This window comes from Acholeplasma oculi (genome assembly GCF_900166985.1).
Lineage (GTDB): Bacteria > Bacillota_I > Bacilli_A > Acholeplasmatales > Acholeplasmataceae > Acholeplasma > Acholeplasma oculi.
On the sequence record NZ_FUZK01000003.1, the window covers coordinates 167990 to 180336 of the forward strand.

Annotated in this window: 12 protein-coding genes; all 12 read right to left on the reverse strand. The window is 28.8% G+C overall.

What is annotated here, in order from left to right; all coding sequences use genetic code 11:
- Positions 1–56: 56 nt before the first annotated feature.
- Positions 57–2378: a hypothetical protein gene (locus B5X49_RS06615; RefSeq protein WP_045749037.1), complete on the reverse strand. Its 2322-nt coding sequence runs from the start codon at positions 2376–2378 to the stop codon at positions 57–59.
- Between the two features lie 212 nt (positions 2379–2590).
- Positions 2591–2749 (reverse strand): hypothetical protein, encoded by a 159-nt coding sequence (locus B5X49_RS07690; RefSeq protein ID WP_159444501.1) that lies wholly within the window; start codon positions 2747–2749, stop codon positions 2591–2593.
- Between the two features lie 28 nt (positions 2750–2777).
- Positions 2778–4286, reverse strand: coding sequence for an oligosaccharide flippase family protein (locus B5X49_RS06620; protein ID WP_045749036.1), 1509 nt, complete (start codon positions 4284–4286; stop codon positions 2778–2780).
- Positions 4279–5388 carry a UDP-galactopyranose mutase gene (glf, locus tag B5X49_RS06625; protein ID WP_045749035.1) on the reverse strand — a complete coding sequence of 370 codons (1110 nt, stop codon included), beginning with the start codon at positions 5386–5388 and terminating at the stop codon, positions 4279–4281. Before glf ends, B5X49_RS06620 begins: the two co-directional genes overlap by 8 nt.
- Entirely contained in the window at positions 5385–6155 is a 771-nt protein-coding gene (locus tag B5X49_RS06630) for a DUF4422 domain-containing protein (RefSeq protein WP_045749034.1), read from the reverse strand. The genes glf and B5X49_RS06630 overlap by 4 nt, the downstream gene beginning before the upstream one ends.
- Positions 6156–6172: 17 nt before the next feature.
- Positions 6173–7087: a glycosyltransferase family 2 protein gene (locus tag B5X49_RS06635; RefSeq protein ID WP_045749033.1), complete on the reverse strand. Its 915-nt coding sequence runs from the start codon at positions 7085–7087 to the stop codon at positions 6173–6175.
- A complete protein-coding gene (locus B5X49_RS06640) occupies positions 7053–8321 on the reverse strand; it encodes an O-antigen ligase family protein (RefSeq protein ID WP_045749032.1) in 1269 nt (422 codons plus the stop codon). The genes B5X49_RS06635 and B5X49_RS06640 overlap by 35 nt, the downstream gene beginning before the upstream one ends.
- A gap of 1 nt (position 8322) precedes the next feature.
- Positions 8323–9420 (reverse strand): glycosyltransferase family 4 protein, encoded by a 1098-nt coding sequence (locus B5X49_RS06645; protein WP_045749031.1) that lies wholly within the window; start codon positions 9418–9420, stop codon positions 8323–8325.
- A gap of 2 nt (positions 9421–9422) precedes the next feature.
- Positions 9423–10241, reverse strand: a complete 819-nt coding sequence (locus tag B5X49_RS06650) for a glycosyltransferase (RefSeq protein ID WP_045749030.1) — start codon at positions 10239–10241, stop codon at positions 9423–9425.
- A 4-nt stretch (positions 10242–10245) separates the two neighbouring features.
- Positions 10246–11088, reverse strand: a complete 843-nt coding sequence (locus tag B5X49_RS06655; RefSeq protein WP_045749029.1) for an NAD-dependent epimerase/dehydratase family protein — start codon at positions 11086–11088, stop codon at positions 10246–10248.
- 8 nt (positions 11089–11096) lie between these two features.
- Positions 11097–11711, reverse strand: a complete 615-nt coding sequence (locus B5X49_RS06660) for a sugar transferase (RefSeq protein ID WP_045749994.1) — start codon at positions 11709–11711, stop codon at positions 11097–11099.
- Positions 11712–11719: 8 nt separating this feature from the next.
- Positions 11720–12346 (reverse strand): winged helix-turn-helix transcriptional regulator, encoded by a 627-nt coding sequence (locus B5X49_RS06665; RefSeq protein ID WP_045749028.1) that lies wholly within the window; start codon positions 12344–12346, stop codon positions 11720–11722.
- Position 12347 lies beyond the last annotated feature (1 nt).

A 12347-nucleotide genomic window follows, 5' to 3' on the forward strand; every position in this document is an offset into this window, starting at 1 on the left:
TTTTATAGGTCGTTTTTACACCATCTATTTTAAAGGGTCTGAGTAAATTCTATATTTTATTGAACTACAACTTCACCGTTACTATCAACAGTTAAATAGACGGTATTACTAAATATATCTGTAGTTTCAATTAAATTCTTCATTGTTGCATTACCTTTAATTAATGCTTGAGTACCAAACAAGAATACTGTTTGATCTTTTAATGATGATTGGAATGATGTTCCATTGTATCCTCCAACATATACATTTTCATATAAAAGCATCAATGTCTCTACAGGAATACTGTTTGGTAATACAATAATATTATTATTTTCAAACAATTGAACTCTTTGAGGTTGCGATGGATAACGTGGATGCCCCTTATAGAAAATCTTATATTCATTACCATAAAGTTCAACGATCTTTTCTAGGTATTTATCAAATGAAGCGAATTGAGCATTCACTTCACCTGTAGGTGATGTACCTAAAATTAATAAATTTTTTACTGGATTACCAGCAAAGTATGCCATCATACTTTCATTAGGTTCCGAACCCCAACGTGTCTTTAATAAGTATTCTAATTCATCAAGTTTACCAATTGTTTCTAAAGAACCAAACGCATCAGATACTGATAATACGCGGACATTTAATTCATCATTAATCAATTCCATTAGATCATGTTCTAGATTCCAACCAGATATTGAGTTAACAACATATTCAAAATTATCAAGTTTTGTTGAAGTTAAAACATAATCACTTTGCATATGTGCTAAAATGTTTGAACCACTTACATTTCCATTTAACCAGTTTTCAAATAATGTATATAGACTATTAAATTGACTTAGTGTAGAGAAACTTGAATTAATCATTGACGTAGTAAATGAACCATCTGTATAAATTACAAATGATAATCTTTCAAAAGGAATACCAGATAAAATTGAACTGGTAATAACATTTAAATAATTATCTACTCCTAAAATTTTGAAATTCGTGTTTGGATTAATTGAATATAATTCTTTCATCCATTCAATCATTTTATTGCTTTGACCATGAGTGACATTAGTGTAAAAATTTGGGATTTGTGTTTGTGTATAATTGCCACCAGAAGCTGATACAGCTAATGGATATTTAAGTGCCTTTTCAGGAAGTTTATTAAAGTCATAAGTTGCAGCACGTTCAATTTCAACATAAGTATATCCTGGATATTTATTGTTTAATAAGTCTGATGCAAATAATAATACTGGCATTGTTGCATGTAGCCATGCAAAATTAACTTGATCCACCTTATACATTACAGGTAATTTAAACGTAAGAATTCCTTGATCTCCGATTGAATCAATGTAAGTTAATTCAATAGTCATCTCAAAATATCCATGGAATTCAACTTCTAATTCAAATTCACCAGATATATCTTCAAACTCGTTTACTGATAAGATTGGATTAACAGTACTTATTTCTCCTGTCAAAGGATGTCTTAATGTAAATTTAATACCTTCAACTGTTAATGTTGTTGAATTAGGTAGTGAGAGTTCATAACTTAATGTGCCAATCAATGAATCTTCAACTTGATTAAATACAAATGTTGAGTATTCATATATGTAAAGTTTAGAATTTAAATCTGCAAGTTTTTGTTCAAGTCTACTTAATGCTACTTCAAAATCGTGTGTCTGTATTGCTAGTTCTTCATTAAATTGACTTATAGCATCCGCTAGTGCTTGTTCATATTCAGCCTTTTGATTTAATATTAGTTGATCATATAATTCTTTTTGTGAAACTAATTTTGCGTCATAAATATCTGATTGTGCTTGTAACATATCCACATATAATTGGGCTTGAGTAGCTAACATGTCTTCATATGTGATGATTTGATCAGCTAACATTTGAGCATATAAAACTCTTTGTTCTTCCAAATCAGCTGAGTTTTCAGCTTCTAATTGGGCTAATGCTAAATCATATTCAGCTTTTTGATTTGATATAAGTTGGTCGTATAATTCTTTTTGTGCATCTAAACTAGCATTGAATAATGATTCTAAAGTTACTAAAGATTCATCGTATAGCGCTTTTTGGGAGGCAAGTCTAGCAATATAATCCGCTTCTTGGTCCGCAAGTTTAGCGTCATATTCTTCTTTAAGATGTTCTAAATCAACTTCGAATTTCGATTTTTGAGCATCGATGATAACACGCAATTCCAAAACCAGTGTTTCTAAATCATTTATTTCATTTTGAAGTTCACTAATTTGTTGCTCATATTCTTCCTTTTGTTCTTCAAGACTTTCTTCGATTTGATCAATTCGATCATTAATATCGTCGAAAGATGAATCAATATCTTCAGCATTTGCACAAGCAATCAATACAAGTGCTAATAATATCAACATAAAGGTCGATAAAATTTTTTTCATTTCTATACCTACACACTCAAAAAATCACAAATTGAGTATGCTTACCTTTCTTTTATTTATTTATAACTTCAACCTTAAGTTAATACAGTAATTTAAAAATATATTCCATTCAACCTATTATAACACAATTAAACAACATTATATCAATCCCATAAAATCATTTGCTGATAAGGTAACTATTTCTATCTTATGGTGCATTATAATTTGTTACATTAAATTTGTGAGTAATGTTTTGAACTGGTACCATTTTCTTTTTCTATTGCTTCTATTTTTTTATCATATTCTTCCAATACTTTTGAAAAATAATCGTTTTGACTTCCATCGTTTGAGTTTGTGCCTGAACATGCAACAAGTGTTAGTGCTAATATCAAACCTAAAAAAGTAAGCATTATTTTTTCATTATTTATGTCTCCTTCTTACAAAAAAATCTTTTCCTTTTTCAATAATTAATTTTTGTATATCATTTTTAAGAATTTTATTGGTTATAAGATAGATGCAACCTCCAATAAAAACTATTCCTAAGTTAATCAGGCCATTCACTACAAATACTTCAATTGCACTATTAAATCTAGATAGTATAGATTCAAATGGAAAGAAACTAATTATTAAGAAAAGAGTAATACTCATCACAACTGATGAAATAAAAGAATTATATGTACTTCTTATTTTATTAATAAAATTTATTTCTTTTCTTGTTACAAAGATTTGAACCGTTGTAACAAAAAACTCTGCAACCACAAGTGCAATAGCAGCCCCTAGAGCACCAATGTAAGGCGCTGTCAAAAATAATAAACCTAAATTGATAATTGCTCCTGCTGCGACAGACAAAATATACTTCCTATTATTTCCTTTGGGGATCAAGTATTGTATCCCAATAATATTACTTACTGCTATAAATATGATTTTTAATGAATATATCCCACAAACCCAAACCGCTGAAGCGTACGCCTCGCCCAAAAACCATGGAATTGTGATTGGTGTCAAAACAAAAAAACCAAGAGTGATTGGATAAGCCAAAAATAACATAGCTTTTACAGATTTGGTTAATATTTCATTTACCTTTCCATTCTCATCATTGGCGATCAAATAACTTATTTGTGGCATAACCACCAATCCTAAAGATGTTATTAAAACAAGTAATGTATTAGTTATTTTTGCGGCAACATCAAAATATCCTACTTCTGTTTTTGTTGATACCATACCTAAAATAGTAATGGTTGCATTATTATAGAAAAGTGTTATCAATTGTGGAATAAATAATATCACAAGCCCTTTGAAGTGTTTTTGTATATTCAAGAGTGTTATTTTTTCTATTTTTACAAATAATACTTTCTCCTTAATGAGACCTGCCCACATAATTACTTGAGATAGTATTTCAGTTCCAATCATAATGAATGCATATATGTAGATATCTTGCGGTTTGTTTACAAAAATAAGTATCATAGCAAAAGAGGTAGTTCTAATTAATAAGTTTCTAACTACGATTGCCTTAAAGTTTTCTCTTCCAGTAAAATACCAAGTGATATCTAATAAGTTAGCTATTAACACCAAACTTTGAATTAAAATCAAATTAGTGTTGGGGATGAGTTTGGTAAGATACATCGCTATAAATACTGCAATTGATATTAAACTCGTTATTGCTTTAATAAGAAAAACTTCAACAAAAGCTTGTTTGGTTTGTTCGGCACTTTCCCTTTTTTCAGAAATTAGCTTAGTAGCATACAACTGAACACCTAAAACCGCTGCATAAGAAAAGTAGGTAACAATGGAATAATGATATGAATACTCTCCTAATCCTTCTGGAAGCAGTATTCTTGATAAATATGGAATGAGTATTACCGGAATAATTATAATAAGTAATTGATATAAAAAATTATATAAGTAATTTTTAGTTAAACTCTTACTCATTTGGAAACTCTTTGTTCACTAATTCTAAAACTCGCTCTACAATAATATGCATATCATAATATTTATATTCAGCTAATCTACCACCAAAAAGGTGTTTAGGTTCTTTGTCAGATAATTTCTTATACTTATCATAAATTATTTGATTTGCATTATCATTGATTGGATAATATGGTTCTATTCCTAAAGTCCAGTCTATGGAATATTCCTTGGTAATAACTGTTTTATTAGTCTCAACCATTTCAAAGTGTTTATGTTCTAAAATTCTTGTATAAGGCGTTTCTACATCTGTATAGTTTACAACAGCATTACCTTGAAAATTACTCATATCTTTTATCTCGTGCTCAAACCTTAAACTTCTATATTCTAAAACTCCCTCACTATAATTATAGAATTGATCCAATGGACCTGTGTATAAAACCTTATCAGCCATTTCATCAAAGTATTCTTTTTGACTAAAATAATCAACTTTTAATTTCACTTCAATCCCATCTAGCAATTTATTAAATATCTTAGTATATCCACCAATAGGAATCCCTTGATATCTATCATTGAAGTAATTATTATTATAGGTAAATCTCACCGGTAATCTTTTTATAATAAAAGGAGGTAATTCAGTACATTTTCTTCCCCATTGTTTTTCTGTATACCCTTTTATGAGTTTCTCATAAATATCAATCCCTACCAAGTTGATTGCTTGTTCTTCAAGGTTTTTGGGTTCTTTTGTAAACATACCACTTCTTTGTTCTTCAATCTTCTTAGAGGCCTCTTCAGGTGTTATCACACCCCATAGTTTACTAAATGTATTCATATTAAAGGGCAAATTATAAATTTCTCCTTTATAATTTGCTATTGGAGAATTTACGTAGTTATTAAACTCGGTAAACTGATTTACATAATCCCAAACCTTTTTATTTGAGGTATGAAAAATATGTGCCCCATATACATGTACATTGATACCTTCAACTTCCTTAGTATATAGATTACCACCAATATGGGATCTTTTTTCAAGAACTAAAACATTCTTTCCTCTTTTTTTTGCCTCATAGGCAAATATAGCTCCATATAAACCAGAACCTACTATTATATAATCATATTTTTTCATTTTTCAAAAAACTCCATTATCTTATATCTAACTTTTTTTAACTTAAATAACAACTGATTTTGATCAAGATTGATCATTCTATATTCTTTGACCTTAAGATTATTTTTTTCTATCCAAACATTAATTAATCTTTCTGAGATAAAACCGTATATTCTTGCTTGATAAGAATCATATGAAGTTATGTCACTTCTTTTTTCCAATTCAAAAAGAACCGAAAATAACCATTCACTATATTGATCAAAATATTCTTTCTTTGTAATTAAAATATTCGCTAAAAACAAGTGCTTTTGATTAGAGACCTTCTCAAAAGCTTCTACATAGTCTGGGTGTTTTTCTGAAATAATTTCTCTTATAATTTCATAATCTTTTTTGTAGTGAGCCTTAGAATAGTAGGATTCTACAGTATGTCTCAACATTTTCTCTCTTTTAGGTACAATTACATCTGCTTTGCTTAGTGCTTTTTTAATTTGCTTTTCATTAAGAGCCTTATAAAAAAAATTGCTTTTACTCTTCGATAGAATTCTTCTATAGTGTATCAACCCTACAATTTTTGCATTAGCGTTTTTCCAAATATAATATTGCCCTGTTAGTTCACTATAATTCTTATTTTTATGTGAAATTCCACCCGGAAATGAATCTGATAAGTACCCTTCTGGTATTATTTTATTTTCTGCACCTACAAATAATTTTTGATATATTGAGGTTATTTTTTTATTAATTATGTCTGTTTCTTTGTGAGTTGTAACATAAACTTTAATATCTTCCACGTTTTTTCTCCCAACTTTTACGTTTTTAATCTATACAAAATTCTTCTGTTCAAATATTTTCTTTGTTCTGAAGAACTACAGTAGGCTCTTGTAAGTAAATACATTTTCTTGATTTTATTTTTCTCTGCAATAGCTCTTAATAAAAAATCAGATGAGGTCATGTATTTTTTAATCTCTTTTTCTGTAGACTCTATCGCTTTTTTGAATTTAGACTCTGAAAACAAGTCTTCACCTGTCTTTTCCTTCAAGTATAAATCATAACAGTATCTATGGGCTTTTCTCTGATAAATACCTGCCGTTGATTGTGTATTGCCTTCTCTTATTCTAACTCTATACCCATAGTAATCTTCAAGATTTGATAAGATGAAACCATGTTTAATTGATCTTAATAAAAAATCATAGTCTTCAACATAAGAAATGTTTCTATATTTTCCAACAGTGTCATAAACTTCTTTCTTAGCCATCCATATGTGTAAGATTGGAGAAGAGTATTTAATAGTTTTTTTAATCGTTTTAAAATCTTCTAATAATGTGTTTTTTCCAAGTACTATCCCATTTTGATTGATTGTATACACACTACAACCCAAAATATCTATTTCTGGGTTTCTTTCCATATAGTCTATTTTTTTCTCAAGTCTATCCAATTCACTTATATCATCCCCATCCATCCGGCAAATATAATCCCCCTTGGCCCTATCTAATCCTTTATTTAACGAACTAACTATTTTCTCGTTTTTTTGATTTTTAAGATGAATAATTCTACTATCTTTTTTTGCATACGATTCTATCATTAAAGTGGTTCCATCACTGGAGGCGTCATCTATGATAATTAATTCAAAATTTTTATATGTTTGATTTAGAATTGATTCTATTGCTTCGCCAATATATTCTTTAACATTATATACTGGCATTAAGATTGATATTAACTTCATTTTCTTCCCCCCTTGTGTTAAATTCATAGTACAAGAATACTAACAACAACCAGAAATGTCTTGATTCAAAATACTCTACAAAAATAGATTGTGTCAAAAAGGCTGCCATTCCAAATATCATTATATTTTTAGGATTTTTAGAATTTATAAATACTTGCTTAAATATTTTCCATAACATGATCATAAAACAAAATAATCCCACAATTCCTAGTTCAGCACTTATTTTTAAAAATAAATTGTGAAAGTGAGGGTTATTTATAATCAAATTATTTTGAGCATATTGATAAAATAGATTGGTTGAGTTAGAAAGTCCGACTCCAAAAACTGGATTATTAAAACTCATTTTGATTCCAACAGCCCATAACTCCAATCTACTATAGGCGGAAACATCTTGTATCAGTCTATCATAGACGATAATTGCCGCTATTGATACAAAAAACGGGATACTAATTAATGCTATTTGAGGAACTATTTTATCCTTCTTAGTCATAAATATGTATATGCCCATTGCACCTACTAAGAAACCTATATAGGCGCTTCTAGATAAACTTAAAAATAATGTAAACAACAGCAAACTTATTAGTAAAATACTAACAATCTTTTTTCTTTTCTTAACACCCTGTAAATAATATATTAATAAGAATATACTTATCAATAAGTACCCCGCAAAGTTATTAGGATCTTCAAAGAAAAGACTATTAGAAAACTTCAATGCATAAAAATCTGCAACGTTTAATGAGAAAATCTGAAAAATAATTTTTATATTTTCCGAATTTACCATAAAACTTCCGACTGTTATAATTCCTACGACGACTGATGAAAAAACCCAATATTTAATAAAAATTTTTTTCTCTTCCTTATCTAAATTTTTAGCTACAAAATATCCAGAAAAAACAGCTAAAGAAGTTCTAAACAGGCTAATCAAAGCGCTGCTTATTTGTATTCTATGTACATTAAATATAATACTAAGTAACATGATATAATAAAACCCAAATATCACACTTATACCCTTTACTTTTATCTTATCTATATTTTTAATGCTAGTTATCGTAAAGGTTAGTATTAAGATAATATAAAAAATGTCATTTAATCTAAAAGGTACATCACCTACACTAAAGAGAACCATTCTAAAAGGTAACATAAAACCCGACAGATATAATACTCCTTTTATTCTATACTTTACAACTGTTGCTATAAGGACAATCGATACAAATAGAATGACTAATAAATCCATATTAGTTATCTCTCCTTTGACTAATTTTGTATTTTTGAAGATAACTTGAACTCATTATCTGTGAGCTAAAATCCATATTAATCTCTCTAGATTGCTTATTATTTTTGATTTCAAAATATTCTATTTTTATTTTTTCCATCATGTCTTCTATATCATTCTTAAAAAGCGAAATTTCATCACTTTTTAGTTTTAATTCTCTATGCGAATCAATGTCACTTAAAACAGTAGATAACCCTGTTACTAAGGCCTCTAAAGCGGCCATTGGTAATCCCTCAGAAGAGGAGTTCGATATGAATATATCTGAGGCTTGCAAATATGTCTCTACTTCCTTTTTGTTTCCAAGCAAAATAACATTTTCTTTGATTTCTTTTTGAACCTGTTTTTCTAGGTTTCCACTACCTAAGACCATAAGCGTACAGTCATTTATTTGATTTTCTAGTAAAAATTTATTAAACCCTCTTACAAGTTCAATCGGCCTTTTTCTCTTTATAAGCATTCCTGTGCTAATTAAAATTATATGATTTGTTGGTAAATTAAGTTTTTCTCTAATTTGCCTTTTCTTATCCGGCGTGACCCTAAAGAATCGCTTTGTATCTACACCATTTTGAACAACTTCTAATTCAATTTTTTTTCTTTTGAATTTTTTTTGAATAGCGTATGAACAAGCTATTGGATAATTTATTCTCTTTATAATTTTCATGTGTGCTTGTGCTATGAAAGTTCCCAAAACTTTACCATAAATTTTAGGATAATCTTCATATGGATAGTTATGTATCGTAGAAAAATGAGCCACTTCTTTTATCTTACTCGCATAATAATCCGCTCGTAGACCGTGTGAATGGATGATCTCTATATTATTACTAGAAATAACTTCTTTTATATTGTTCAAAACTTGCTTTTTTCTGACCATTCTAGTTAGATTTAACGCTACAATTTGGCTACCCAACTTTTCAAAATCACTTTTCATACTTTTTTCACTTTCTTCTGGAGAAAGAGTAAGTATTACATAGTCATTTACATCTAAATCTCTAGTGATATTGTACAAAACGTTAATTGGACCCGATCTTTGCAGTGTCGAAACGATATAAAGTATCTTCATCCTTAAACCTCTTCTCTTAAATATTTAAGATAAATTTTCTTTCTAATCTTATTTGGTACAATCACTCTTATGATAAATCTTACGCCGGTTTGATATGCATATTGAAAAAAATTGATCATTTTTTCTTTATACATATATTTGAAAATCTTTTTTTGTTCTTTAAAATATTTCCAGCCCCCACGACGCATATATGTGTCGTCATTAACTCTCATTTTCACGAGGTTAGCATCAATATTTTCAGTAAGATATCCTTTTTTCAAAACTCTTATCCAAAGGTAATAATCTTCATTTAATTTGCAATCCAAATAATTACCAGCCTCTATAATGTTTTTTTTCCTAAACATTACAGTGGGATGATTGAATGGGTTTCTTTTTTTTACCATTTTCATTATTTCGTCATGACCAAGGGGAACTTTTTTTATTGCAATCACTTTTGAGGGTTCTCCAACAAATTCTTCAACATGACTTCCTACAATAGATATTTCCGGTTTATTCTTCATTATAGCTAGCTGTCTTTCACATCTATCTGGAACTGAAATATCATCACTATCCATTCTAGCGACTAAATCATTTTTACAAAAATTCAAACCATAATTCAACGCTTTACCTAGACCAATGTTCTCTTCTAATCTGACAATATTAATATAGGGTATTTCTTGATATTTAACTAATATTTCTTCTAGTCCTGGAGTAAGTTTCCCATCACAAACTATCACAAAATCATTTGTTTTATAAGTTTGATCAAGCATGCTTTGTATACTTTCATCGAAATACCTTGGTACGTCCTTATAATATACAGACATCAAAATTGAGTATTCCATTAAATTATTTCTCCTTTTCAATCGATTCTATACTATCAAGAAAGCTTATTAGGCAAATATTATCTTCATCATATTCATAACACAATGTTCCAAATATTTTACTTATTTGTAATAAAATCGGTTTTAATAGATAAATCATCCAATTAAATAGTTTGGTTTCTCTACATTTTTTACCATGAGACTTCCTTATTAAACTTATCAATTCGGTTGTATTTACATATTCTTTATTTTGTGGAAAGAAAATTCCATGTGCGTTGCTATCTATATAGCGCTTTATATAAATAGACAGATTATCTATGTATAACATGCTTCTTTGATTATTAATTTTTGGATAAAACGGAAGTTTTAATGCTAGTTTAGACAATCTTTGATAGTTACCAGGTGAATCAGGACCATAAACCATTGGTGGTCTTAAAATAGCAACCTTAAATTCACTTGTTTCTATTTCCTGAATAAGTTTTTCAGCATCTAATTTTGATCTTCCGTATGCTGTTTTAGGATTGGTTGTTGTATCTTTGGTAATAATTCCTGTTTCCATGCCATATACGCTCATACTGCTTAAAAAAATAAACTGCTTTACACCAGACTCTTTTGCTTTTAATGCTGCTTGATAGGCTAAGTCCCGATTCACTTTATAATATAAGTCTTTATTCCTTTTGGTTTCTTTTATATGAGCAATTCCTGCTACATGAAAAACAACGTCAAAACCTGAAAAATCAAATTGATTCCAATTTTCATCTTTCATATCTAATGTTTCTACTATATATTTTTCCGGTTCTCTTAACAGCCATTTTTCAACGTTTGTTCCTATATAGCTGTTAGATCCTGTAATAAGTATTTTTTTCATTTTACCCCTTATTTCTGATCTTTATTTTTATCTATGGTGCCTGTACCACCTTCAACTACACCTTCTGATTTAAAAATGCTAAAGAATGTGCCAAAGAATATCTTTATATCTAACCATAGACTCATATGTTTTACATAGTAACCATCTAATTTAGCTTTTTGGGCTATTGATAATTCATCTCTACCATGTATTTGAGCATAACCAGTCAGTCCAGGATATACATCGTTTGCACCATATTTGTCGCGCTCATCAATCAAATCAAACTGATTCCATAATGCAGGTCTTGGTCCAATAATCGACATATCACCTTTTAATATGTTTATAATTTGCGGTAATTCATCAATTGATGTTCTTCTCATGAATTTACCCATCTTTGTTATCCACTGTTCTGGGTTTTCAAGTAAATGTGTTGGAGTATCTTTAGGTGTATCAATTCTCATTGTCCTAAATTTATAAATATAGAAATGTTTCTTATTTTTACCAACTCGTTTTTGTTTGAATAAAATTGGTCCTTTTGAATCCAATTTTATTAAAATAATTACCAATATAAATATTGGTGACAAGACAATTAATCCTATGAAGGATAGTAGTGTATCCATAATTCTTTTAAATATTTTAAATATCATATGCGTTAGTCCTTAAATAATCTAATGATTTTATTTTTATCATAATTTAACAGTTCTAGATTTTTCTCTATTGTATTTTGATGTAAATAACTTGATACTAATACACCATCATGGTCAATATTAAATATATTTTTAGGATCTGTAACTAAGATATCATAAAGATTTGTATTTTGTTTATCTTTACTGTCATCAATAATACCTACTATATTAAGTTCTAAATTTCTATCAAACTCCAATGTTTGAAGAATAATTTCTGACACATCACCAGCACCATATAAAATGATATTTTTGAAACCATTTTGAATAATACGGTCAATAAAGATTGTAATATCTTTTCTAGCTGCATTATGTATTGCCAGTGCAGATTTTAAATACTGAATATTTAAGAGCTTTACTCTTTCTTTTCCTGTTTCTGAAATAATATACTCTACATCTTTACTCGATCTATATACTTTTCTAATATATCCTAAATTCTCTTCTTTATCCAAATACTCATTAATCATAGAAACAGCCACACTTAAAATGCGGCTTAATTCTCTTTGGGTTATTTTAGAATTTTTTTCAACAGCTTCTAATAATAAATATTCTTTATAGAGTGGTGTTGACTTAAAAAATATTTGATCAGTCCCCATA

Coding starts and splice junctions, on each gene's coding strand:
- B5X49_RS06655 (WP_045749029.1), bottom strand. CDS start 11,088: ATGAAAAAAATACTTATTACAGGATCTAACAGCTATATAGGAACAAAC.
- B5X49_RS06620 (WP_045749036.1), bottom strand. CDS start 4,286: ATGAGTAAGAGTTTAACTAAAAATTACTTATATAATTTTTTATATCAA.
- glf (WP_045749035.1), bottom strand. CDS start 5,388: ATGAAAAAATATGATTATATAATAGTAGGTTCTGGTTTATATGGAGCT.
- B5X49_RS06640 (WP_045749032.1), bottom strand. CDS start 8,321: ATGGATTTATTAGTCATTCTATTTGTATCGATTGTCCTTATAGCAACA.
- B5X49_RS06650 (WP_045749030.1), bottom strand. CDS start 10,241: ATGGAATACTCAATTTTGATGTCTGTATATTATAAGGACGTACCAAGG.
- B5X49_RS06645 (WP_045749031.1), bottom strand. CDS start 9,420: ATGAAGATACTTTATATCGTTTCGACACTGCAAAGATCGGGTCCAATT.
- B5X49_RS06615 (WP_045749037.1), bottom strand. CDS start 2,378: ATGAAAAAAATTTTATCGACCTTTATGTTGATATTATTAGCACTTGTA.
- B5X49_RS06665 (WP_045749028.1), bottom strand. CDS start 12,346: ATGGGGACTGATCAAATATTTTTTAAGTCAACACCACTCTATAAAGAA.
- B5X49_RS06635 (WP_045749033.1), bottom strand. CDS start 7,087: ATGAAGTTAATATCAATCTTAATGCCAGTATATAATGTTAAAGAATAT.